Origin of the sequence: Vibrio sp. TBV020 (assembly GCF_046056895.1) — a bacterium.
Classification (GTDB): Bacteria; Pseudomonadota; Gammaproteobacteria; order Enterobacterales; family Vibrionaceae; genus Vibrio.
The window spans coordinates 1,949,041-1,972,755 of sequence record NZ_JBEEAQ010000003.1 but is presented as its reverse complement, the minus strand read 5'-3'; the positions used below and the strand labels follow the sequence as shown (position 1 = coordinate 1,972,755).

Annotated in this window: 33 protein-coding genes; 27 read left to right on the top strand and 6 right to left on the bottom strand. The window is 45.0% G+C overall.

Annotation, left to right across the window (positions count from 1 at the left end; translation table 11 throughout):
• Positions 1–29 precede the first annotated feature (29 nt).
• On the top strand, positions 30–224 hold the full coding sequence (locus AAFX28_RS17135) for a hypothetical protein (RefSeq protein WP_408689431.1): 195 nt from the start codon (positions 30–32) through the stop codon (positions 222–224).
• Positions 225–254: 30 nt separating this feature from the next.
• Here the strand turns inward: AAFX28_RS17135 and AAFX28_RS17130 are convergent, their stop codons facing one another.
• From AAFX28_RS17130 to AAFX28_RS17115, 4 genes are all read right to left on the bottom strand, one after another.
• The gene (locus tag AAFX28_RS17130) at positions 255–437 is read right to left on the bottom strand and encodes a hypothetical protein (RefSeq protein ID WP_408689429.1); all 183 of its coding nucleotides are present in this window, start codon (positions 435–437) and stop codon (positions 255–257) included.
• A 198-nt stretch (positions 438–635) separates the two neighbouring features.
• Positions 636–1,082, bottom strand: a complete 447-nt coding sequence (locus tag AAFX28_RS17125; protein WP_408689428.1) for a hypothetical protein — start codon at positions 1,080–1,082, stop codon at positions 636–638.
• Positions 1,079–1,321 (bottom strand): hypothetical protein, encoded by a 243-nt coding sequence (locus AAFX28_RS17120; protein ID WP_408689427.1) that lies wholly within the window; start codon positions 1,319–1,321, stop codon positions 1,079–1,081. Before AAFX28_RS17120 ends, AAFX28_RS17125 begins: the two co-directional genes overlap by 4 nt.
• Before the next feature lie 3 nt (positions 1,322–1,324).
• Entirely contained in the window at positions 1,325–2,200 is an 876-nt protein-coding gene (locus AAFX28_RS17115) for a hypothetical protein (protein WP_408689425.1), read from the bottom strand.
• A gap of 352 nt (positions 2,201–2,552) precedes the next feature.
• Here AAFX28_RS17115 and AAFX28_RS17110 point away from each other — a divergent pair, with 352 nt between their 5' ends.
• From AAFX28_RS17110 to AAFX28_RS17005, 22 genes are all read left to right on the top strand, one after another.
• Positions 2,553–3,008, top strand: a complete 456-nt coding sequence (locus AAFX28_RS17110) for a hypothetical protein (protein ID WP_408689424.1) — start codon at positions 2,553–2,555, stop codon at positions 3,006–3,008.
• A 109-nt stretch (positions 3,009–3,117) separates the two neighbouring features.
• Positions 3,118–5,688 carry a hypothetical protein gene (locus AAFX28_RS17105; RefSeq protein WP_408689422.1) on the top strand — a complete coding sequence of 857 codons (2,571 nt, stop codon included), beginning with the start codon at positions 3,118–3,120 and terminating at the stop codon, positions 5,686–5,688.
• A gap of 70 nt (positions 5,689–5,758) precedes the next feature.
• On the top strand, positions 5,759–6,349 hold the full coding sequence (locus AAFX28_RS17100) for an ABC transporter ATPase (protein ID WP_408689421.1): 591 nt from the start codon (positions 5,759–5,761) through the stop codon (positions 6,347–6,349).
• A gap of 49 nt (positions 6,350–6,398) precedes the next feature.
• Complete coding sequence (locus AAFX28_RS17095; RefSeq protein WP_408689420.1) at positions 6,399–6,995, top strand: 3TM-type holin; 597 nt, start codon at positions 6,399–6,401, stop codon at positions 6,993–6,995.
• On the top strand, positions 6,985–7,287 hold the full coding sequence (locus AAFX28_RS17090; RefSeq protein WP_124940045.1) for a chromosome partitioning protein ParA: 303 nt from the start codon (positions 6,985–6,987) through the stop codon (positions 7,285–7,287). Before AAFX28_RS17095 ends, AAFX28_RS17090 begins: the two co-directional genes overlap by 11 nt.
• Entirely contained in the window at positions 7,284–7,889 is a 606-nt protein-coding gene (locus AAFX28_RS17085; RefSeq protein ID WP_408689418.1) for a hypothetical protein, read from the top strand. The genes AAFX28_RS17090 and AAFX28_RS17085 overlap by 4 nt, the downstream gene beginning before the upstream one ends.
• Entirely contained in the window at positions 7,882–8,379 is a 498-nt protein-coding gene (locus tag AAFX28_RS17080) for a hypothetical protein (protein WP_408689416.1), read from the top strand. Before AAFX28_RS17085 ends, AAFX28_RS17080 begins: the two co-directional genes overlap by 8 nt.
• A 9-nt stretch (positions 8,380–8,388) precedes the next feature.
• Positions 8,389–8,934, top strand: a complete 546-nt coding sequence (locus AAFX28_RS17075) for a hypothetical protein (RefSeq protein WP_408689415.1) — start codon at positions 8,389–8,391, stop codon at positions 8,932–8,934.
• A complete protein-coding gene (locus tag AAFX28_RS17070) occupies positions 8,927–9,505 on the top strand; it encodes a phage baseplate assembly protein V (protein WP_408689414.1) in 579 nt (192 codons plus the stop codon). Before AAFX28_RS17075 ends, AAFX28_RS17070 begins: the two co-directional genes overlap by 8 nt.
• Before the next feature lie 6 nt (positions 9,506–9,511).
• Positions 9,512–9,859, top strand: a complete 348-nt coding sequence (locus AAFX28_RS17065; RefSeq protein ID WP_408689412.1) for a dTDP-glucose pyrophosphorylase — start codon at positions 9,512–9,514, stop codon at positions 9,857–9,859.
• A complete protein-coding gene (locus tag AAFX28_RS17060; protein ID WP_408689410.1) occupies positions 9,856–10,737 on the top strand; it encodes a baseplate J/gp47 family protein in 882 nt (293 codons plus the stop codon). Before AAFX28_RS17065 ends, AAFX28_RS17060 begins: the two co-directional genes overlap by 4 nt.
• Positions 10,724–11,374 carry a phage tail protein I gene (locus AAFX28_RS17055; RefSeq protein WP_408689408.1) on the top strand — a complete coding sequence of 217 codons (651 nt, stop codon included), beginning with the start codon at positions 10,724–10,726 and terminating at the stop codon, positions 11,372–11,374. Before AAFX28_RS17060 ends, AAFX28_RS17055 begins: the two co-directional genes overlap by 14 nt.
• A complete protein-coding gene (locus AAFX28_RS17050; protein ID WP_408689406.1) occupies positions 11,371–12,561 on the top strand; it encodes a phage tail protein in 1,191 nt (396 codons plus the stop codon). Before AAFX28_RS17055 ends, AAFX28_RS17050 begins: the two co-directional genes overlap by 4 nt.
• An 8-nt stretch (positions 12,562–12,569) precedes the next feature.
• On the top strand, positions 12,570–13,124 hold the full coding sequence (locus tag AAFX28_RS17045) for a hypothetical protein (RefSeq protein ID WP_408689404.1): 555 nt from the start codon (positions 12,570–12,572) through the stop codon (positions 13,122–13,124).
• 82 nt (positions 13,125–13,206) lie between these two features.
• Positions 13,207–14,373: a phage tail sheath C-terminal domain-containing protein gene (locus AAFX28_RS17040; protein WP_408689402.1), complete on the top strand. Its 1,167-nt coding sequence runs from the start codon at positions 13,207–13,209 to the stop codon at positions 14,371–14,373.
• Between the two features lie 9 nt (positions 14,374–14,382).
• A complete protein-coding gene (locus AAFX28_RS17035) occupies positions 14,383–14,895 on the top strand; it encodes a phage major tail tube protein (protein ID WP_408689400.1) in 513 nt (170 codons plus the stop codon).
• Between the two features lie 9 nt (positions 14,896–14,904).
• On the top strand, positions 14,905–15,267 hold the full coding sequence (locus AAFX28_RS17030) for a phage tail assembly protein (protein WP_408689398.1): 363 nt from the start codon (positions 14,905–14,907) through the stop codon (positions 15,265–15,267).
• Positions 15,268–15,352: 85 nt separating this feature from the next.
• Positions 15,353–17,491, top strand: a complete 2,139-nt coding sequence (locus AAFX28_RS17025; protein ID WP_408689396.1) for a phage tail tape measure protein — start codon at positions 15,353–15,355, stop codon at positions 17,489–17,491.
• Between the two features lie 9 nt (positions 17,492–17,500).
• Entirely contained in the window at positions 17,501–17,893 is a 393-nt protein-coding gene (locus AAFX28_RS17020) for a phage tail protein (RefSeq protein ID WP_408689394.1), read from the top strand.
• Positions 17,894–17,895: 2 nt separating this feature from the next.
• Positions 17,896–18,102, top strand: coding sequence for a tail protein X (locus tag AAFX28_RS17015; protein ID WP_408689392.1), 207 nt, complete (start codon positions 17,896–17,898; stop codon positions 18,100–18,102).
• Complete coding sequence (locus AAFX28_RS17010) at positions 18,093–19,103, top strand: hypothetical protein (RefSeq protein ID WP_408689390.1); 1,011 nt, start codon at positions 18,093–18,095, stop codon at positions 19,101–19,103. The genes AAFX28_RS17015 and AAFX28_RS17010 overlap by 10 nt, the downstream gene beginning before the upstream one ends.
• A 52-nt stretch (positions 19,104–19,155) precedes the next feature.
• Positions 19,156–20,412, top strand: a complete 1,257-nt coding sequence (locus tag AAFX28_RS17005) for a hypothetical protein (RefSeq protein WP_408689388.1) — start codon at positions 19,156–19,158, stop codon at positions 20,410–20,412.
• On the opposite strand, the gene AAFX28_RS17000 is transcribed toward AAFX28_RS17005, so the two are convergent.
• A complete protein-coding gene (locus tag AAFX28_RS17000) occupies positions 20,390–20,713 on the bottom strand; it encodes a helix-turn-helix domain-containing protein (protein WP_408689386.1) in 324 nt (107 codons plus the stop codon). The two genes, AAFX28_RS17005 and AAFX28_RS17000, sit on opposite strands and share 23 nt — an antisense overlap.
• 269 nt (positions 20,714–20,982) lie before the next feature.
• A complete protein-coding gene (locus AAFX28_RS16995) occupies positions 20,983–21,789 on the bottom strand; it encodes a helix-turn-helix transcriptional regulator (protein WP_408689385.1) in 807 nt (268 codons plus the stop codon).
• A gap of 135 nt (positions 21,790–21,924) precedes the next feature.
• On the opposite strand from AAFX28_RS16995, the gene AAFX28_RS16990 reads away from it, so the two are divergent.
• The 4 genes from AAFX28_RS16990 (at position 21,925) to AAFX28_RS16975 (ending at position 23,708) form a co-directional block, all read left to right on the top strand.
• Positions 21,925–22,116 (top strand): hypothetical protein, encoded by a 192-nt coding sequence (locus AAFX28_RS16990; RefSeq protein WP_408689383.1) that lies wholly within the window; start codon positions 21,925–21,927, stop codon positions 22,114–22,116.
• A 185-nt stretch (positions 22,117–22,301) separates the two neighbouring features.
• On the top strand, positions 22,302–22,775 hold the full coding sequence (locus tag AAFX28_RS16985; RefSeq protein WP_239875478.1) for a phage regulatory CII family protein: 474 nt from the start codon (positions 22,302–22,304) through the stop codon (positions 22,773–22,775).
• A gap of 28 nt (positions 22,776–22,803) precedes the next feature.
• Positions 22,804–23,505: a tyrosine-type recombinase/integrase gene (locus AAFX28_RS16980; RefSeq protein WP_408689381.1), complete on the top strand. Its 702-nt coding sequence runs from the start codon at positions 22,804–22,806 to the stop codon at positions 23,503–23,505.
• On the top strand, positions 23,493–23,708 hold the full coding sequence (locus AAFX28_RS16975; protein WP_239875476.1) for a hypothetical protein: 216 nt from the start codon (positions 23,493–23,495) through the stop codon (positions 23,706–23,708). The genes AAFX28_RS16980 and AAFX28_RS16975 overlap by 13 nt, the downstream gene beginning before the upstream one ends.
• The last annotated feature ends 7 nt before the right edge of the window (positions 23,709–23,715 follow it).

Sequence of the window (23,715 nt, the reverse complement as noted above, 5' to 3'; positions counted from 1 at the left end):
AAAATGCCAATAGCTAGGAGCCAACAACAATGAATACTGCGACCGCTTATCAGTCACAAGCTAACACCCAAACCCAGAAAGTCAGTGAGGTTACCTGCATCTGTGGTCATCGAATCTGTGATAGTGAAGGAATTATCCGTTCACGTTGTGTGAAATTAATCGAAGGTGAGGCATTGTGTCGCTGCAAGCGCTGGGTAAAAGTACCGATTCATAAAAAAGCCTGATGTAGCATCAGGCCTGTTAAAGTTATCTGATTATATATGCTCTAAACTGGTTGATAGTGTTTCAAAGTCGGCTTCAACAGTAATTACTTTGTCTGTTGATAAGCGAATAAAGCACTCTCCTTCAGCTGCTGGCTCAACGGTTACAACGTGATTTGCGTTAATAGTGATTGGCTCTTCTGTGTGTAGCGACTTGAATGTTAAAAACTTACTCATTTGCGAGCTCCTTACTTTGGTCAGCGTTCAAATAAAATCTCTACAACAGATACTACATATGCTCGACTGTATGCATAATCTTAAGGTTTTAAAATGCGCTCGTGCTCTCAATCTATCTCTTAAAGAGGTACATAGTTTGTAGGTGTTTTACGGTGATTCTTTTAATATGAAGAAACGCCTGGCTAGCCAGGCGCTTTTTTACTTAGGTTTGGAGACAGGTTGTACAGTGACATCCTCGACATTTAGATGGGCCAGCTGGATCTCTCTTTGTTGATTGATAAGAGCTGCTAAATTAGCTTCTTCTGCAGCGGTATCTATGCTCAATTTTTTGTTCTTTTCAATACTCTTACGAGTCTTGTCAATATACTTCTCAACGTTTTTAAGCTTTCGCGAAAGTTTAGCGTCAATTTGAAGCTCAGCCTTGTTTCGCGCTCCAATATACGAGAAGAGGTATTCAAGCAAGCCGACTGCAATACTTACTACAAACGGAATTGTTGAAGTAATAGCAATGAGATACTCGCTATTTTTGTACTCGATACTGGCAAAAGCAATTAAAATACTAGATAGCCCACCTACGCCTCCTAGTGCTGCAGCAGTAGTACCTTGAGATTTTTTCTTGCTAGTCGGAGTCGCTTCTATATTCATTGCTTCTCCTTCAGCTTGATCAGAGCTTGTACAAGCTCATCGTCGTCATCAAGCTTTACTATTTTTGTTTGTAACAGCCCGTCGGCCCCCTTGTATTCTAGCTCTACAGTTGTAGTGGGGTAGAGCTTCATACCAATATATTTACCTAGCAACGCAAACACCCTAAAGATGTATGGGGTTGATAGTATCACCCCCACAACGACTATGATGTGGAGGTACATTTGAACCTCGATTTGCATTATCTATCCTCTTCCGGTACCTACCTGGCGAATAACTTCCTCAATATAGTAAGTTGTACGAGTAGGCTGATTTGGTTTCGTCACATTTTTTTCGAGTAAACGCACGATATAGGGTTCACCCTTCGCAAAACTTTCATATCCTTGGTTAACGCGATGACGGAAAGCTTCATGTCTCATTCTAACAGAAACATTGTTTCCATTAGGAAGATCGCAGCGCCATCCTGTCGGCCCCTCAAAATTTACTTGCGAGAATGTGATAGTCTGCTGCTCGATTACTTCTTCAACCTCTTCTAGTGTTTTTCTTGGCAAGCTTTTGAAGCTGAGCGCATCTTCACTTTCAAGTGAGTCTAACACTTCACTATTTTCGTCTTTAATGACAAATTTTGCACCAGCTTTATTGGCGATTGGGTCACGAATTACGCTTGCTAATTCTTGTCGAATCAGCTTATCAGAGACCAACTTGGCTATCTGAGTAGAACACTCGACAGTGCTTTCGTCGTCTAGCACAAGAGTTGAATTACCATTCTCTGTTACTTTGGCTTTTATTTTTTTAGATTGGATTTGTTTGATAATTCCAAAGGCTGTTCCTGATGCAGCTGCGAAGCCCGCTGCAGAAAAACCTAGCAAATTTAGTACGTCAGCACCGCCTGCCTGGTACCAAGTAACTAGATCTACAGTGAAAGAACCTTCACGGTGTGCTTTAACTTCAACTTTAACTTCAGAGTTTTCACCGTTAAGGATCTTGTCTGATTGACGGATAACCTTGGCAAGGCTAACAAGGCTTTGCCCCAAGACTTCGGCATCGATGCTATGGTTGGTAGTTTCTTCCATGTCGTAAGAAATACTAAAGACTTTCTGTCGGCTTAAATGATCACTCATATTGATACTTCACCACTGACTATAAAATTTTCTGACCAAAGGTTATGGCCACATCTGAATTGAGATGATTCTATGTTAAATACAACGTACGGTTCAATCCTTGACTTGCAGAAAATGCGCAGTTGGTCTTACTCCCATAATAGTAAAGTCTGCTATCCGGCTCAGAATCCGGCAATTCCCCAAAAAGAGCTAAATATGAGGTGTACGCACCTTCTTTGTTTTTCGATTGTAAATCATTTCTGTTGCATATGATTTTGAGTGCAACATAACAAATTCAAAAGTTTGTATGTGTACTAGTCCTTTGGTGCTAGTAACTTGGCTGTGTAAATGAACAGTACTTGAGAGGTTGCTTATGAGTAGAAGAGAAGATCCGGCAATGATATTTGCTGGGATTGTTGTTGGGGCGATATTAATATTCGCAATGAAAATAGGCGCGCCATTCAAAGTAACCCTTATTGGTACCTTGAGTGCGTTGTTTATCTTTGGCTTGTATTGCGTTTATTTTTACTTTGTTCACGGGTTTAGTTTGGGTTATTCAAGGTGGGAGCAAAGTGATAGGTTTTTGAGGGTTTGGCCGTTAGCGCTAGTGGTAATATATTGGGCGTTTATACCTGTTATAGATCAGGCTGGAACGGTCGAGTACCACAGCGTCTTTATGGAAAAAAAGAAGTTTCTCTTTAAAACTGAAGCCCCATGGTATTCCATGTGGTACACAAAAGTAATTGTTTCTATCACCATTGTTCTTACTGGACATCTTCTGCATCACGCAATTTCTAAGTTATGGTATGAAAATGTAAGGTCGTTCTAACAGTAAATACCCTCCAAACGGTTATAACCTTGTTCCACACTGCCTGTAATTGGCGACCGAGCCCCTGATTCATCAGGGGCTTTTTTCGTTTATAGGCAAAGGAAATCTCATGTTTAAATCTCACCTCGCAGCTAGTGTTGTACTGGCGCTTTCCTCTTCAACACCTCAAGGTGTGATTCACCTGCTTTCCGATGCCGTAAAGGTGGATACCTCAAATAAACGTAGCATCGTCACAATTACCCGAACCGGCACATTTTATGATCCGCGCTATGGCGAGTTTGAACTGACCCAGCAGATGTTTGATTCCATGATCAAGAACTTCAATGAAGGAGTTTTTGGTCAGGAGATTAATATTGATATAGCCCATAAACCTGAAGATGGGGCTGGGGCTGTGGTAAGACGCCTGTTTACCGACCGCGGTCGTTTACGAGCAGAGGTGGAGTGGTACGAACTCGGCATTAATAAGGTCACTAAAGATGGCTTTAAATACTTATCTGCTGAAATTCATCCTAACTATGTCAGCAATGAGGCCGGACAAGATGGCCAATACCAACAGTTTGGTCCAACGCTTCTTGGGGCAGGTCTAGTCACCAGACCGTGCATCAAGAACTTAGACAAAATCGAACTCAGTGAAGCCAGTCTTCACGATTGCCCAACTTATCTTTCCGAGTCTTTAGCTAATAAATTTTCCGAGGAACGTCAAACCATGTGGAAACAACTTATTGCGCTGTTTGAAAAGCAGCTAAAAGGTTTAAAACTGACAGCAGAGCAACACACTGCAATGGTCAAACTCCTAACCGATTCTCTAAATGGTGTCAGTGAAGAAGAGAAAGCTAAATCGTTAAGCGACCAGGTACTTGATACAGCTAAGTTGCTGTCAGCATCTGGCACTACCGACACTCCTGTTATCAACTTAACTGGCGGCTCACTGACTGAAGAAGACGTAGTTCGTATTCTTGGTGAGCAAGCGACTAAAACGGCAACGGCACAAGCCGAGCAACTACAAAAGCTTGAAGCGAGAGTGAAAATCTTCACTGATGCGATCGATAACGCCGAAGGGCTGAGCGACGACATCAAAAAAGAGCTGAAAGAAGCCAAAGACTTGATCACCACTGAGATGACCGAGGAGCAAGTGACCAAACTTGCTGAAAACCAAATCAGCCACGGCAATCAAAAGATGGTATCAGTGCAGTTGGGTGAGATGGGCTTTGGCCATGTTGCTGGCTCTGTGACACAAACGCCAGACCAACAGCGCGAAAGTCTACAACTGCAATCACAAATTCACTCAGCTCTGCGTAACACCAATACTTATTCCTTAGGCCAACTCAACCTAACGGAAGAAAAAGAACTGCCAGTCTTTGCGCGCCAGGTCCTAGCTGAGTTTGATCGCCTTCACCACCGCCAAATTCATGCAGAGCGTTTAGCGCTGACAGGTCAGGGTGGGGCAAACGTCATTTCAGATACTGAGTTACCAGTATCGGTTCAACGTGAAGTGATTCGTGAAGCACTGTCTGATCTCAATGTTCTTCAGCTGGTGCAAACGCTAACCGACTTTAGCGCCTCAGCAACCACTAATATCCCGTATGAGAACCGTGATGTGTCGGCGATCATGGGGGATGGTATTGTGTTTGAGCACAACACCATTCCAAAAGTGAAAAACTCGCAGCGTATGGACTTGGCTTACGTTCTGCCAATGAAAGTGGCGTTTGAAGTTTCGAACGAGCTCATGCATTTTTCCAAGTCTTCCACCATTAACTGGGACGCTTGGGGGCGTAATGTTGCTACGGCTAGCCGCATTATTAAAGAGCTGGTTGCTCGTCGCATCGTCAACACCATGCAGCGCGTAGCCGATTCACACCTAGCTGCAAAGGCAAATGATGAAGACATCGCTGCACAGTTGCAGGGCGCGTACATCATCAAAACGGCTCAATTCCCGATTGTGGCGCCGCATCAACAATACGACTTGCAAGGCAATACTGTTGGTGCGCCAGAGAACCCAATTACGCTAACAATTGATGGTCAACAGGTTCAGCCGTTCGACGGCTCTGGTAAGCAACCGGCAGGCACTTATTACGTGGTTCAGTCGTACAACCTAGGTAAGTTGGTTCTCGTTGATGAGGCTGGCGAATTGAAGTCAGTAACAGCTACCAATGCTTCAATTACCTATAGCTACGCAACCAACATTGTCAAAGTAGACAGTGATATTCCAGATGGCATGGCACCAGAGAAACACTACAACAAGCTGCTGCAGGCAATTGGCCGTCGTAAAGCGATTATGAAAGATGACCGCTTTGTTACTCCAGACTTCCTACTGATGTCGAACACTCTGAACGATACCTGTACCAACGCAGAAACGTTTGTTGCCTCTATGAAGCGCAGTGGTACCGACACCACATCTCAAGGTGATCTGGAAATGGTCAAGTCATTGCCAGCGTTCTCAACCAATGCACCGGCAACACACCTGGGTGATGAACGTATCATCATGGGACAGAAAGGCGCATTGACCTACACCGTGGTTAAGCCATTCACCCTTAGCGAAATGCAAGAAGCGCGTGATGCAAATGGCCAGCTCAAAGGTGGCAAAGAAGCCTATGGTGAAGAGTACAACGCAATTCACTGTCCTAAACCAATTCGTAACCGCTTTACCAGCGTACTGTTCTATTCAGCCACTGGCCGATAGTGCGAGCCCTGCCCCCTTACTTTGAATTGAGTCATGGGGGCTTTTTCCTAACTTAAGAAGGTGAATTATCATGCCTGTCATGACTGCGTTTACAAACAACGAAAAACAAACCGTCAACATTGGTGGCCGCTCTGTTCAACCTGGTGAGACGCGTGAAGTCGATGCTCGCTTTGTTTCGGCAGCACCGGAAACCAACCGTCAAATCATAGTTCTGTACATCAACTTTGGCATTACGCCGAAATATTTCGGTACAACGGTCGTGCAGCCCAATACTGCAGCTCGCTTACCAATCATTCATTTTGAAAATCCAAACAAAGCTGATGCCGGTGCTTTTCAAGATGCCGTGTTCTCTGAGTTGCTAGAAAAAAGCATCGAAGACATCAAGCCTTTCTTTTCCTCGTTCGAAGACGACGAACTTGAACGTTTAGCAGAGCTGGAACAATCAGACGGCAAACGTAAAACACTGCTCAAAGAGATCACTGACACGCTCGCAACGCGTAAAGAAGATCGTGAATTTGACCCTCAGAAGTATGCGCAGTCTTTGGAAGGTAAAGACGAAAGCGAACTGCAAGTTGAGCTTTTGGCCGCTGGCGACAACGAGTTAAAACTGAAAGCGATTCAAGATGCGCTAGCTAAGTTAAAAGCTATTGCTGAACAATAAGTTAATGGTTGGTACCGTCATTGATGACGGTACCAACTAAGGAGCCACTATGTGGGATAAAGTTAAGTCCATGATCGCTAGCGCAGCGCCATTGGTAGGTGGGTTGATTGGTGGACCTGTAGGCGGCAGTGTTGGGGCGCTTGTAGCGCATACGCTGGGTGTTGAAAATACACCAGAGGCGATTGAGGCCGAGCTTAAAAGCAACCCAGATGCATTGTTGAAAATTAAGCAGATGGAAAGTGATGAGCGTATTCGCTTGCGTGAACTTGCCTACCAACATGCCGAACTAGAAAGTGCTGAACGAAAACTGGCTCTCACTGAGCAACACAAACTCATGAAAGCGGAACTGGATAGTGAAGATTCATATGTACGTCGTTGGCGTCCGACCTTTGGGTATGCCGTTTGTGCTGCGTGGACATCCTTGTTTTTTGGTATCGCATTGTTAATGCTCATTCATCCCGAGCATACAGAAGCAGCGTTTACAGGGGCGGCAAAACTAACTGGCTTATTCTCTGTTGCTTTGACTGTACTTGGTCTAAATATCCATAAGCGCTCCCAGGATAAACAAGTTTCCTCGGGTGTAATACCTGCAGGAGTTTTAGGCAGTGTCGCCTCCAAACTACGTGGAGGGGCAGATGTCCGGTAGCCCTGTCTCTCAAACAGAGTTTCACGCATTTCGTAGTGAGATGCGTGAATGCATGCAGCAGCAAACCGAGCTAATGAGGCAAATGGTAGAACTGCAGACCAAACACAACAATCTAGAAAGCACTGTTCGCCGGATACAAAAGGTATCTGACGAAACGCTTAAGCGCCTTATTCCTTTGGAGCAGGCTATTTCTGGCGCCTCAGTGAAGTCTCAATATAACCGTGATCTTATCTGGGTCATTTTGCTGTTTGTTGTCGGGATAGCTTCTTGGAAAGTAAGAGGTGGAATGTGAACGTAACTGAATTAACAACCAAGTTACAGAAGGCATTGAAAGACAGCGCAGAATTGCTTGAAGGTCTCGAACTGCAAATCATAGAGATCGCTCTGGCGGACTTCAGCCGTTATCGCCCGCAAATTAAAATAGCCACATTTACTCTTATGACCAATCAACTGCTATACAAAGCACCGGTTGGTTTGATTCGTGTTCGCAACGTTCTCTATGGACAAAGCCAACGAGCAAAACAGCCTTGGGATGTTGGTTACCCACGCAATTTGCCTAGGCTGTCGGTTGTTGATGATGACAGTGATACGAAGTGGATTCAGCTCTCACATTTCCCTGCTGATTCTGTTGTTATGAGCTGTGGGCGAGACTTCTCTTACACCTACTATGCTTGTCGGAAAATAGTGAACGAAACGATAAACATCGATGTGCAAGACGAACCTTTGTTGTTGCTCCGCTGTATGGCAGAAGCAGTGAAATACATAGCCATTCATCAACTCAGCAAAACGGTCTCTGTACGCAATAGTATTGGTGGTGAAGCGAAAAACGGAACGCCAGCTGCGGTCCATGAGCAATTGATGACGCTTTTCGAAAGGCAAGTAAACAATGCGTGAGTTAAGTGTTGAACTTCATACGTCCGCATTGGACGAAGCATTCAGAACTGCTCCAGATGCATTGAACAAGCATTTAAAGGCAGGAATTAGCACCGCGGGTTCATTGGTCTCTCGAGAAGCAAGAGAAGAGGCTCCCAAAGCTGAAACAACGCTAACGCACTCAATCAAAAGCCGGAAGGTTGGGGAACTGCAACGTATGATCACCAGTTCTCTGCGGTACAACGCTTTTGTTGTTAACGAGACCGGCCCTCAAGGTATTCCACCGATTCAGTCAGTTTTGGATTGGGTGAGAGTTAAAAGGATTCAACCAAATAATCCCAAACATGATCAGCGAGACCTGGCCTTTATGATTGCGCGTTCAATCGCTAGAAACGGCACTGCTGCTAATGATTTTTACGATCGTGCTGCAGAACAAACTCAAGATAAGGTTGCGCAGATTTTACAGCGCTCTGTCGCCGCTGGAATGAAAGCTGCGGGCTTTAAAATGTAGGAGCTTGGTATGACTCAACCTACCCCTGGTGACATCATGAATAGTATTGAGGCTGCATTTAAAAAACACAGCCCTGAGCGAACAGTTACTCGTAATTGGCAAGAACGTGCTGCATACCAAAATGAAGAATTGCGTCCAGGGGTTTTGACCTTAGTGTACACCGGCGAAAGTCCTCTAGGTGATGTCTACAACACACGCATGAACTTTATGGCTATTGGTCGTATTTATTGTGGCCAACAATCGAAAGGCATTGACGTCGAGAACGCTGAACTCGCATTTCTAAAAGATTGGCGTTTGTTTTGTTCCTCGTCTGTCGCAGGCAATATCTCCATTCAGAAGGTGATTACCTCTCAGCAGCAAGAGGTACCCGACGGCTGGTTTATCTGTGAATGTGTGGCTGGCCCTTATGATTTCGGTGGTGAGGTTGATTGGTTGCCAGAAGGACCTTCTGAAGTGCCTACTGAAATTCATGTCAGCCTACCACCAAATATTGGTGAAGCGCATAAAGATGATTATTTAGTTATCTCTGATTTGGATGGCGAAAACAATGAGTGAGTTTACTCAGGCGCAGCTAGTACGGCGAATCTCTCAGATGATCCAAATTGGAACCATTAAAGAGGTTCAAGCCAAACCGTTACGCTATGTCGTGCAATACACACCAGAACTTGAAACGGATTTGATACCTGCGAATGTTGGTCATGCTGGTAATGTAAAAGATTTTGCTCCTCTACAGGTGGGAGAGCAGGTTGTAGTTGTTAAAGAGTTCGATACTCAAGGTGGTGTTATTCTCGGGAGTTTAAATCAGGAAAGTAACGATCAGCCGAAAGATGATCTCAATTTGTTTTACCGAGAGTTTCCTGACGGAACTTGGCTTCAGTACGACATGGAACAACACGTTTTGTCGGGCTTTATTAACGGTAAGGTTAGCCTCGAAGCGAAGAATGAAATCATGTTGAAGTCACCTAAAATCAAGATGATTGGTGATATAGAACATGACGGCAGTCAGAAAACAACGGGTGATATTTCAGATGGTGTTCGCTCTATGGCTGCAGATCGGGAAATTTATAACGGACATGATCATCCTCATGGTGACCCTGTGGTTGGCAAAGTAAATCAGAAACAGTAGGGAATTATGGCTGTTGGATTACATGAAAAAACCGGATTGTTGATTGAGGGTGTTGAAGAACTGACGCAACGTATTCAACGATGCTTCAAAACTCGTAGAGGATCGTTGCCGCTAGATAGACCGTATGGCTCCAACTTACCAAGTAGGGTGGACAAGAAAATCACACCAGAGCTAGAGATTGACATCTATGCCGATGTCGCGGACGCTTTGTCTCACCCTCCAAACGGATTCAATGACGAGTTAAAACTGGTGAAATCGTGGTTAGTGCATGGAGAAAATCAAGTGACGTTATCGATGGAAATTGAGCTGTTATTTGATGGTTCTGTGGTTGAAATCTCAGGGTTGAGTTTATGAGCCAGATAGAGATTTCGCAGTTACCACCTCCTGAAGTGGTTAAGTTACTCGATGCGCGTTTTATTCGTGAACGGATGTTAAAGCGTTACGCAGAGCTATCTCAGGTCTCGGTACCGAAAGTGGGCGATCCTATCTACAATGCTTTTTCTTCCATGTCTGAAGAAGTAACCCGGGCTAGACAAGAATTTCAAGATATCTCACTCGAAAACATGGTTGCTTATGCGACCGGAACCAATTTGCAACGTCTTGCGGATTGGCGACCAGTTGAAAAATTTGAGAACGAAACGGAAGAAGAGTTTCGTCGACGGGTTCAGATGGCACCAGAAGGGTTTTCTACGGCGGGACCAGATGGTGCTTATATCTTTCATGCGCTTGCTGCAGATGAAGATGTACTTGATGCTAAAGTTCACAGCCCTGATGGTTTTAAAGTGGTGTTGTACATCTTAAGTAGAACAGGCGATGGTACAGCATCTGAAGTGCTCCGCCAGAAAGTTTTCGAGTACGTCAGCACCAAAACTAAACGTCCACTTAATGATGAGTTGTCGGTGCTTTCAGCGACCATAAAAGAATACAGCATTGAAGTGGAACTAGACCTGCCAAATGGTCCTGGTGAAAGTGAAACTCTGGCCGTGGCTAGTAAGCGTTTGAGAAGCTTGGCGGATGAAACGCACCGATTAGCTCGCAATGTATCGTTGTCATTGATTGATGCAGCTGCTCATGTACAGAAAGACGACAGCGAGAATATGGTGAGCTTTCAGCCAGTTGAAGATGTGGATATCGTATCTCCTTCAACCAAGATCGTATGTGGGATATCTGAGGCGCCATATTGCACCGGAATAGTGGTTCGTCAAAAAGGGGTTCCCGTTGAGTCAGCCTGAGTTCGTTAGCAAATTACCACCTTCTGCATCACCGCTAGAACGGGTTATGGAACAGATTTTCTTTGAAGAAATCGCTCTCATTGAGCGTGATATCAAAGACTTTTTGGACCCATACAAATGTCGAGCGGACTTGCTGCCATATCTGGCGTGGGAGATGAGCGTTGATGATTGGGATGAAAACTGGGACGAAAAAACAAAGCGTGATGTTATTGCTGCAGCAATCGAGATTCATATTTACAAAGGAACTCGATACGCACTGGATAAGAGCATTGAGTCGATTCGTCAAGATGGTCTAAGTGTCACAGAGTGGTTTGAAGATAAAGTAAAACTACGCCCCGGTTTTTTCCGAGTTAATTTACAGGCACGTAATTCAGACATCGATGAGAACACGGTTCCCCAGATATTCAAAGCGGTCAACAACGCGAAGAATACTCGCTCTCACCTTGAGAGCATTTCAATCACAAGCCAGGTCAATAATCCTGTAAAGAACAGCGTACTCAGCCGAATGGGTATGATAGTTCGCAGCGGCCCTTGGCGAACAGAGAATATTACGAGCTCAGTGAATAGCAACAATGTGTGCTTTATGCGACTTGGTATGATTATTCGCTCTGGAGCATTACCTTTGGAGATAACATGAGTATTCCAGAATCTGAACTCAGTTACGGTTCCATTCTTACTCTTACAGGTGAGAATGCCGAGATTAACGGTAAGCTGAATAACAAACCGATCAATTTCACTCATATAGCAATCGGCGATGCGAATGATGTTTATGTTCAGCCTTCACGAACACAGACCACGCTTGTTAATGAGATAACTCGCATACCAGTCACTGGTATGGAGAAAATTACCCCATCAGAGCCAGATGGTGTCCCTCAGCTAAAAGTGTGGGCCAAGATTCCAGATAATATTGTAGATATTGCTGTACGAGAATTTGCAGCGGTCGCTACTTTTGATGGGAATAGTTATCTGCATGCCGTAGGCAATACCGTTCGTATTCCGATCTTGTCAGGCAGTAACAATGGCGGTGAGGTCAACGACATCTTTATCGAGATGACGTTTGCTGTAACTTCGTTGGAACCTATTGTGATGATTGACCCAGCGATCGTTACGGCTACTCGTAAGTACGTGGATGATCAACTGTCAGGTTTTATATCGAATAGTCAGTTTCATGCATATGACGCTAAACGGACATATAAAACCGGTGAAACGTGTACGACAGAATCAAATGGTGAAGTTAAAGTCTGGCAAATGTATGCAGGCCCTAACCTGACCTGTAAAGGGAAAGACCCTACCAACCCATTAAACCGACATGAACAATGGCCTAATGCGCCAGAGCCTTGGTGGTGGGTGCCATACACGGGTAACACACCTGGTCAAATGTCAGGGTGGTTATCAGATACTATTCCCGAAGAAGCCGTTCTTGAGAACGAAGTGGATTTGAACGCAAAAATGTATTGGCGTTTGGCTGCTCGTTGGCCTGAATTGGTTTCTGGTGTTGGTGACGCGGCAATCATCAATACTCGTGACATTCTTGGCCGTTATGTTCGTACAGCGGATGGTGCTAGTTACCAACTAAACCAAACGCATGGTGATGCAATTCGAAATATTACTGGTAGTTTTTCTACCAATAATGGTTGGATGTTTAGTGGTGCGACTGGCGTACTGGCTCGTATAGGTGGTACTGCACATTTTGCCAATGCAACTACATCGGCAGGGGCGTCTTCAGTTTCACCATCAATTTCGATTGATGCTTCTAGGCAGGTTCCAACCGCAAACCAAAACCAGCCCGTAACAACCATTGAAAACAAAATCGTCTTTGTTTAGAGGTGAGCATGTCAGATAAACATTATTGGCTTTGGGATAAAGAAACAAAGGTGGTTGACCACAAAGCGATTAAAGCACAGTGTCGCGCCGGTCAATACCACATTCCACGCAGTGCATTAAAGGTTGAGCCCAAGCCTAAGAAAGATGGCTTTAAGGTCATTGTGGTGCTGGATAACGATTTGCCAATTGGCACTGAGTATATTGAAGACCATGTTGGAAAGATGATCTTTGATGAATCAGATTGTACCAAGTTTAAGCCAGTAGAGAAGTTAGGATCTATTCCTGATGGTTGGACATCCGTTGAGCCAAAAACACCATTTGATGAATGGAGTAATGGTGCTTGGGTGACAAACGAAAGCAATCAACACATTTTTGAATACAATCAAGTTGACGATAAGCGCCGCACTTTGTATTCGCAAATGTGTGACCCATTAAAAATGGAAGCTATGGATTTAATGGACGAAGGGAAAGAAGCTGAGGCGCTTCAGTTGAAGCAGCAAGCCCTTTCAGCTAAACAGAAAATTAAAACCGAAAACCCATGGCCAACACCACCAGAAAACTAGCCCCTGTTTTTCTTGCTCTAAACCCATAAACTAATTTAAACGATGCCGCTGAAGGTGAGTTCTATCAACAAAGGAACACACCATGTCATCACAATTTAAACATGGCATCTTTGGAAATACTGACAACAGTGGCGTTCGTCCAATGCAAATGGCGGACACATCCTTTGCTGTGGTTGTTGGTACTGCCCCTGATGCTGATCCAGCAACCTATCCATATAAAAAGCCAGTATTGATTGCTGGTAACGTCCACAAACTTGCCAAGCTTGATATGGTCGGAGATGCCAAAGGGACACTATTCGATGCATTGACCGCGGTTTATGATCAAAAGCGCTGTGCTATCTGCGTGATTCGAGTTGAAGAAGGGGCCGATGAAGCGGCAACTATCGCAAATATCATTGGTGGCGTAGATCCAGTAACCGGTGAGAAGTCGGGTATTGAAGCCATTTTGGATGTTCAGGCGGTAACAGGGAAACGCCCTCGTTTACTTCATGTGCCTGGTTATTTAAGCAATCAATCGGTGCTGACCAAACTGCTACCGATTGCAACGCGACTACGTTGTAAGGTATTTGGAGAATGCCCGGGTACTACTTACGAAGAAGCTGTTGCCTATCGCCAGTTATGGGGTGATAAGCGTTTAGAGCTTTTCTGGCCACGCATGAAAAATGCGCATGGTCGTCTTGTTCCCATGAGTTCCTTCATGCTCGGTTTAGAGATTCAGAAAGACCAAGATCCAAATGATGGGTACAGCGCTTCAATCTCTAACCGAAAAGTTAACGGCACGTTAGGAACTGAAATTCCAATTGACTATGTAGATGGTGATACCAACTGCATGGCGCACCTGCTGAACGAAAATCAGATTACTACGGTTATTCTTGATGATGGTTATCGCAGCTGGGGCAACCTAAGCTGCAGTGATGACCCAAAATGGCAATTCAACTCGCATGTCCGCGTCAACGACATGATTTTGGACATGATCACCTCAAGCCTGAAATGGGCGCGTGACCGTAAGATTCTCGCCACATTTGTTGAAGATGTTACGGATTCAATTCAGAACGGCTTAAATGCCGAAGTTCGTGCTGGTCACTTATATGGCGGTGGCGCTTGGGCTGACCCGGATTTGAACCCACCGGAATCAATCATTGCGGGTAACTTTTATGTCGATTACGACTTTACCCCTCCTGGTATCGCACAAAACATTACTGTGACGAGCCACTTCGTTAATGATTACGCTGACGTAATCTTTGAGTAAGGAACAATCATGGAACGTAGACCTCCAAAAGTTCTCGCGGATTACGTCTGGTACCAAGATGGCCGCGGAATGTTGGGCTTGGTGCCCAAAGTAAAATTACCTCCACTGAATCAAGTGGTCGAAGAGTATATTGCCGGCGGTATGGTTGGCGCGATTAAACTCGATATGGGGGTTGTTGAGACTGAAGATCTTGAAGTGACCATTGCTGAGCCAAACGCTGAGACCATTAAACTGTTCGGCCTAACAAACGGACAGGAGAAACAATTTGTCTTTCGTTCTGCTCTGCAAAGCTCAATGGGTGTTGAGAAGTTTGTCGTTAAAGTGACTGGCCGAGTTATTGGTCTTGATATGGGTGAGCTCGAGCGTAAAAAAGTCGCAGAGATGCCATGTAAGATCACTTGGACGACATACAGCATCGAGCAAGGTGGGGCAGAACTGGTTTACATCGACTTGCTATCAGGCATTAACCGCGTGGGCGGTGTGAACTTGCGTGAAGGCATCAACTCAGCGTTAGGCATTTAAGGAAGAAACATGTATCAACCAATTAAAATTTCATTGCAGGTACCTAAAGAGCTTGATGGTTCACCACAAGCGAATTTAACAATGCGACCTCCTGAGACGAATGATGTCATCCTGGCTCAGAAGCAGAGTCGTATCATCGTTGAAGGTAATATGCTTGATGATAACGCTGAACATGAAGCGCATCTATTTGCCAACCTAACCAATACAACCCGCGACTTCATCGGTAGCTTGGCGCAGTACGACTATCTTCAGTTGCAAAAGGCGTATGACTGTTTTTTGTTGCCGATCCCGCAGTTTGCCGCCAAGTCTGTCTTGCTATTTCCAAGTTCTGTGGAGGCATCTCCCTCGAAGAGCTCAGACGACTCAGCATAGCGGAGCTGTTCGAATGGCTAGAGGAGTGTCAAAACCTCAGCCAATTGAACGAAGAAAGTGATAATTCATAAGACAGAGAACCGATATGGCTAATGACAAGGCATCTGTCGGGATTGGTGTAGAAGCTCGGGTTGACAGGTCTGTCTCTCGAGCTTTTGACGATCTAGAGCGGCAGAATCAGCGACTGGGTAAAAGTTCTCAGCGTTTAAAAAACGAAACAAGTCGATTAGGTAGAGAGAACCAGCGAGCTGGCCGCTCGACCAGTCGTATGGGTCAACGTTTGGCTAATGTTCGTAAGAACGTTCGTAAGTACACCCAAGATATGGGCGCAGCTATTAAGAAAACCGATCTAATGCGTCGTAGTGTCGATAAGGTTGGTGAAGGTATTGATAGTCTGGGTAACCAATGGACGGCGTTAGCCACTGGTGCTGCTGGGGCTGGCTCTGCCGTTGCTGTTATGGGCTTAGAAGAACGCTATGAACGCTTAGGGATTCAAGCAGGAAAGTCAAAAGTTGAAATGGCGGACCTTCGTAAAGAGATGTTCGCTACTTCCCAGCAATCAGATATTCGTGTTGATCAGGGTGAAATGCTTTCAGCAGTTGAAAAGATTGTTGAGAAAACTGGTGATCTTAAGTTTGCTCAAGAGAACATGGCCAACATTGGTCGAGTAATGCAGGCGACAGGTGCCGCGGGTATTGATGTTGGTGAAATGTTTGCTGACATGTCGCAAAAGTTTGGCCTCAAAAACAGTGAAGATGTGCTGTCTGCTATCGACACTTTAGTCGTGCAAGGTAAAGCCGGTGCATTCACACTGCAAAACCTTGCTGCAGAAGGTGCGTCAGTTTCAGCAGCATACGCAGCAATGGGACGTACCGGTCCTAAAGCAGTACAAGAAATGGGGGCGATGCTGCAGATATCTAGAATGGGTTCTGGCTCAGCAGCTGAAGCAGCGAGCGCGATGGAGTCCGTTTTAGCCGACATTACATCCAATTATGAAGATATAGAAAAGCTGGGTATTCAGGTATTCGACCAAGAAGCGCTTGCTCGAGGCGAAAAGAAGTTTCGGGATTTACCCTCAATCGTCAGTGAAATCATGGCTGCAACAAATTCAGACATCACTCAATACAGTCAACTGTTTGGCGATGAGGCTATGCGTTTTATGAAAGTGCTCTCGAGTGAAGATGGTAAAAAAGCATTCAGTAGTTTTCTTAGTATTGAAGGCGATGGTACCGCCGTTCTTCAAGATTCTGCTCGAGCAGCTCAAACCGCTAATGCTGCGATGATGAGTTTAAAAACAGCTTGGATGAGTTTTGCTGACGAAAAGCTAGCAGAGCCAATAGCAGAACTGGCTGATGCAATTAACAGCTTAGACCCAGACACATTAGCAAACGTGCTTACTGGTGCTACAGCATTAGCCGGTACATTGGGTGCAGTTTGGGCCGGTCGAAAAGCTTACACCATGGGTAAAGGGGTTATGGATTTCGTTCGAGGCCCCAAAAGCAATGGTGGAGGTGCAGGTTTACCTGGGTTGCCTTCTGGTGATGTGTCTAAGGTTTACGTGACAAATATGCCAGCCGATGGATTCGGTGGTGATATAGGGACCAGGAGAAAGCGTAGACGTGGAAAAGCTCGCCCTCGTTCCATGCCTGGACGGGCTTTATCGTCTGCTAGCAAGTTGGGTGGGTTAACTCGTCGATTACCTTATGTCGGTGCGGCTCTCGGTGCTTTGAGCCTTGGTTCAACAATGATGGATGATTCGTTATCAGGTAAAGAAAAATCGACTCAAATTGGCGGTACAGTTGGCAACATGGGTGGTGCGATGGCTGGCGCAGCGGCAGGAGCGGCTATAGGTTCTGTTGTACCTGTAATTGGTACCGCGATAGGCGGTTTAGCCGGTGCGTTACTTGGTGGAATGGGCGGTGAAGCATTGGGTGGCTGGGTCGGTGGTTTCTTTGGTTCAGATACTCCTAAACCTGGTGATAGTGTTAAGAAATCCAGTCAGCAAACCGCGGTTCAGCATACTCAAATTGCCAGTACAGCTAAACAAGTCAGCCAGTCGACCAATCAGGTGGCGCCGCCTCAGGTCAACTTTAATCCTGTTTTCCATGTTCAAGGCAATGCCAGTGATGAGCAACTGAATAAGCTCGAAAAAATGGTACTTCGTGTTGCGAAACAGATGGAAAAAATGAAGCCAGGTGGGCGCAACGTTAGCTTTGCAGATTAAGGAAATAGAATGACAGATGTAATGATGGCGTTAGGGGATTATCGGTTCAGTATCGATACCGCTGCGCTACAAAGCATTCGAGAGGTTCACGCTTGGCGATGGGCGGATCATAATCTTACCGGGCGCAAGCCACGTTCTCAGTTTATTGGTGGAGAGTTATCGACCCTACGTTTTCAAGGTACTATCTATCCGCATTTTCGAGGGGGGCTAGGGCAGACCGACAAAATGAAAGCAGAAGGTGATAAAGGGAAGCCGCTACGCCTAATTGACGGCCTTGGCCATGACCTCGCTTTATGGACTATTCGCTCTTTGGAAGTCGATAAAACCAATCTTTTTACCAAAGGCGTAGCGCGTAAAATTGAGTTCACCATAGAGATTAAAGAGTATCCAGACGAGGTGTAGCCATGACGAGTTACATATCAAAAGATGGTGATCAGATTGATGATATTGCCTACCGATACTACAACGGATTACCCGGTGCCTATGAAGCGGTACTCAAAGCTAATCGGGGGCTTTCTGCTTTGCCGCACCCACTTAAAGCAGGGGTAAAAATACACCTGCCTGAACTTGAAACGCCTGCAGATGAAGAAGAGATAAGTCTATGGGATTAGCACCATTTAAGACCGTGGTAAACGGCAAAGACATTACGCCAACTATCAGAGAGTTCTTTGTGAGTTTGACGATCAATGATGAAGCAGGCCTTGAAAGTGACAACTTTGAGTTAGTCTTAGCTGATGATGGTAAGGTCGCGTTCCCTAAAGCGGATGCGAACATGCAAATCTATACGGGTAAAGATATAGAGCACTTAGTGTTTAGAGGCAGTTTCACAGTGAATTCAGTAAAGCTCAGGAATCCGAATAAGCAAATAGTGATCTCTGGTGATGCGGCAAACCTAGGGGGAAGCTTTAAAACACAGCGGGATTTTACCTGGCAAAGTATCAATCTAAAAACTTTGGTTGAGACCATCGCTAGCCGAAACGGTTTTACCCCTGCAGTGAGCGGCAAGTATGCAAATATTACTATTGGTCACTATGTACAAGCAGGGCAAAGTGATGCTGACTTAGTTACGGAGCTGGCGAAAGAACATGGTGCAACCATGAAAATCGCAGATAAAAAATTGGTGTTCTTTGAGCGAGGCGATAACCAAAGCGTTAGCGGGAAAACCTTGCCTCCTGTCCCCGTCCATATCACCGATGAAACAGAAGCAGAGATAGAGCTAAAAGGCTCTGGCAACGTCAAAGCAGTGGAGGCGTTCTGGCAAAACGTGGAGCAAGGACAAAAGCAGATGGTCAGAGTCGGAGAAGCCACGGGTAAGGTTAAGAAACTGAGTAAAATATTCCCTAACGAAGAGGCATCTCGAGCGGCTGCTGAAGCGGTTCTTTATCAAGAGCAACGCAGCGACTATGTGTTGACCTTAGATGACTTCCCATTCATCCTCGGCGTTCAAGCTGAGCGCAATATTTTAGTCTCTGGCCATGCGCGAAAGGAGTTTAATACCGAGTGGATGTGCAGCAAAGTGTCTGAAGTGCTGGGAACGGACGGACACACGCTAAGTGGTGAATTTGTTATTCCAAAAGGTGAAGATTCTTCAATTCCCCGCTTAAGCAATTGACTGCTTATCCTATCTAAAGGAAACTTATCTGGATGTGATAAGGAGTCCTAAATTGAACGACAAAGTGATAAAGCGTAAGAAATCTAGTTCAGATTTGTTTATCGGAGAGGTTGAAACTAGCATCGGAAAACTCTCAGTTTTTAGCTACCGAGTAAAGCACGCTATGGCGTTAGAGAGGCTGATGGGCGGCACCTCAATTTGCGACACTGATCCTGAACACTTTGTCCGAATGTTGATCGGTATTACGTGCAACCATTCTGAAGATGTTGTTGATAAGCAAGAACCTGAAGCAACGCTTGCTCAAGACGATATTGATGCATTGACGGAAAATGACCTTGATGTGTTTACGGAACTGTTTATTCAAGATGCTGATTACTTGGTTAAGGAAACAATAACCCACAAACGCAGCGATGGTGACAAAGAAGTTACTTCCATTGAGTGGGGAGACGATGTCACAGAGCAAAAAGAAGGGGAGCGCCTTTATGAGTTCCTGCACCGGTTATTTGTTATTGATGAAGAAAAAACAGAAGCGCAACGTAAAAAGTTTCGAGATAGCTTAGGTTTACCGTCTTCGTTGATGGACCAGTTTGAACATTCGACAAGACTTGGTTCAGTTATGAATGAACAGTTAAAGGCTATTCATCCTATCATGTCTGTTGGTAGTGCCTTTAAACCAATAAATGACACTCACGCAAGTATTTTAAAGCAGGCTGCTGTAGCAAGAGAAATAGTCGAACCTTTCGAGCGTACTACAGTGGTCGAATCCCCTAAGCTGAGCTCAGTGGGTTCGACCAAAAATTGGTTTGCGGAAGACCAAATAAAGCCAATAGAGAACTTGGGTGAAAAAATACAGGCCAAACACGAAGCCGAAAAATTAAGAGCTGAGAGAACCATTGAGTTAAACGAGCAAGCGGTTGAGCACTCGAATGAGCAACTAAAAGTCATGAATGTCATGGCAGAGCAGATGGTTAACCTAAACCAGAATCAGCTACAAGCAGCGGCAGAAAACAAAGCGTCTAGCCAAGAGTCGGGTCACATTGCTCGCCAAGGGTTGAACATTAACTGGGCGGTATTGGTGATGACATTCTTTGGCTTGCTCGTAGGTTCATTTTCTCTATATGTGACTTACACCACGACTCAAATAGATGCTGAAATGAAAGTTGAAAATGAACAGTTAAAAGCTGAATTGACCGAGAAAGACAGCCAATTAAAAGAAATGGAGCAGCAAAACAAGAAAATTGCAGAGCTAGAAGCTCAAATTTCTGAACTACAGCCCGCAGCTCCGGTTAGTGCAAGTCAGGAACCATAGAGCGCATAACTTCCAAAATAGCTTCCTTCTGATGATCTGTTAGCTCTGAAAACAGGGTTAGCAGTTCCTTCTCTTTCTCATTGGGCAAAATTGGCCTCATTGGTGGTTGCCCAGTCAGGTACCAGGCTACAGTAATTCCCAAAAAATCACACAAGCGTTCAACCTCACGGAGTGTGCGAGGTTGACGTGCCGTTGTTTCCCTGGACTTAATCGTATGTGGCGACTTATGCATGAACTTCGCTACCTGATTACGTGAAAATCCCGCTGCTTTCCTTGCCTGTCTTAATCTTTGGTTTTTCATTTGCCGAGCATCATACAGGTTATTTCTCACTACTTGATGCAGGGAGACGTACTGTCTCTGATAATTAGGTCAATGGGTACAGATTCGCTATGTGACGTATGGCACAGCAACTTACGTTGCAAAAACCGATAAGCTGTATCTAAAACAAGAAAAAATAATTTCGGAATGAATATGGCTAGGAAAATCAATAACAAAAAGCCAGAGCAACAAGTGTTAGCTCTGGCGTTCTCAAAGTTACATCAAGTATTGGAGAAAAGACGTCAATCAGATCAGTCGTTCAGTACATCAAATGACGTTTCTATAGCAGCCTGTATGTCTTCCTCAGATAAGTTGAGGCGCTCCGCTTGACGATAGACAGCAGTAATGACTCTAGCTCGCTCATCGCTAGTGAGCTTGGTTTGTAGCTCTTGCTCGCATTCATCAACCAGTCGAACAACAGAGCGCATGACGGCAATGTTTACAGGTTTATCTAGACGTTCGCTGCTAGTGAATTCGATCTGAGATACATGCCCTTCAACCCGAACGGTATTAAGTATGGGGTTCATTTGCTCACATAGCTCGTAGGTGCCAACATTACCGGCAATAATGGCTTTACGTTGTTCTTGGGTGAGCTCTGGAATGAAAATATGCCCGCCAGACTTATGGTAATCCATCAGTATATTGGTTAGCACTTCGTCACCAGGGCCAGCGATGATATTCACTATCCTGTAGTCAATCCATTTCCCTTTAAACTCGTACTGGCCTGGCTGGGTCAATACAAGGCAAGCGACGTCTTGATAGGAAACTATGTGTACTACCCATTGTTCTTCATGAAGCATTGCGCAGACATAGTCTGAAAGTTCGTCAGAGGTTTGGTAGTACTGCACGATATATGGGGAACCTTCACCTGTGAGTAACCAGTTGAGATTGACATTTTCTGCTCTTCGGATGGCATTAAGGAACTCAGGACCAGGAACTCGGCCTCCTGAGAAAATATGGGATATAGATGCTCCAGTGAAACCTAAACTCTTGCCCCATGGCGTTTGTTTTCTGTCTTTAAGAACGAAATTTAGACGTTCGTCAAAAGAGAGATCCATTTTTTTACCTTCCTCGGCTTGTTTTGTTCCAAAAATAGATCTAATATCAGTTTTAACAGTTAACTTAGATAACTTTTTGGATATTTTGTTTGCTGTTAGATTCAAAAAATGAGCATAGCACAGTAGGAGTAACAAGTGGGTAAATTAAAAAATCCAAATGCGGATCTTATTGCTACTCGAGATTCTAATTTAAAGGCAAGACTTGAACGTTTAGCAACGTTAGATGAACGGAAAGTGGCACAAATGGTAAGAATTTTATTACGTAAAGCCGTAGAAGAAAAAGAAGAGGAACTTGGTTTACCACCGCTGGATAGTCAGGTGGCTTAAAGGAAAAACCCTTACCGGACGGCAATCCAGTAAGGGCAGGAAGTCTAACTTTCGTCTACCACCCTAGGGATAACGAGCGAGGCGGCAACCTCTATGCTCACGGCTCCAACACCATTTCATCCTTACGGTAGATTGTAGCGCAGGCTTCTAAGAATTGGAAACGTATCAATTTTCTAGGAGGTCACATGACCGATCTATCTATTGCGGCACCACGCTACCCGCAAGTGGTGCACGCTTTACATCAAATGCTAAAGGCATTTGGTGACATATCTAAAGTTGAACAACACCTAAATAAAAGACCAGGTGTCTTGTTTAACGAAATTAATCCTAATCAAACTAGCCACAAACTGGGCTTGTTTGACACCCTCCAAACTATGCAGCTTACCGGAGACGTTGGCCCATTACGTGCCATGGCCAGCGAGCTGAACTACTCCGTTTATTTCCTTGGTGATTACCGCTCTGTTTCTGACGTTGAGCTACTTAACTGCTACAGCACTTTACACGCTGAAATTGGTGACATGAACCGTGCTATTTCAGATGCGTTAGAAGATGGTGACATAGAGCAGCATGAGTTCGAACGCATAGAACGCGAGTTGCAAGAAGTGTTTGCTGCTGCTCTTGAGTTGTTAGAGCGCTTGCGCTCGCTAGTCAAAGCTTAATCACAGGCGAAGCCAAAGGAGGTAGGCCATGAACTCTCTATCAATTAATAAGGGCATGTCATCCAGTCAATATTTTCTGCATTACTTCACTGAGCAAGAAGAGAAGAAACTGTTCAAAACGGTAAAGCAGACATATGGAGTCTATGCCAAGCGCGATTACTACTGGATGCTGCTAATGCGTGAAACCGCGGTTCGATTAGGCGTGTTAGCTGGGCCAGATGCAAATAAAGCCGTGCGCCACAACTTGCCTATGTTGGGGCTAACCGTTGGTGATGCAGAAGCCAGTCTAGAGCAAGGCTATCTCGTTTATCAATCTGCTAATGCCAAGCTGCAAAAGAAGCATCCGATTGCACTGAATAAGTCAGCCATCCATGCATTAAAGCAACTGCTAAAAATTCATCAAGACATGAGTGCCGGTATTGAGTGGGATACCCCTAGATTAGAGCGTCCTCTTTTTCTTAGCCGTAATCGTCAGGCGATGAGTCGCCGTAGTTTTCAAGCTCGATTTACTCAATGGTGTCGTTTAGCTGAGGTGCCAGAGGGAACCCCACACTGGCTACGCCATAGCTGGGCGAAACGATTCTTAGAGCGCACCACATCACCAGATGCACTTCGTCGTGTTCAAGCCGTACTTGGTCACTCAAATCTTTCTACGACAGCTATTTACACAACCCCCGATCGTGAATCGATGGTTTCTGCAATGCAGGAGGCAAGCACATGTTTTCGATAGGCCAACAGAATTTAAAGCATATCTCTGTCGATGAAGTGGTTCGTGGCAACGTGATCAGCATCGACGGTAGCCCAAGAACTGCGGCGATTGTCGAGTCGTGTGAGGAGCAAGGGCCAAATGTTGTTGTGAAGCTGATTGGAGAGTCTCCCGTGTTAGTTAGTAAAGATCGTCGTGTTTCGGTGTTTTCTCATTCATCTCAATAAGGAAGTT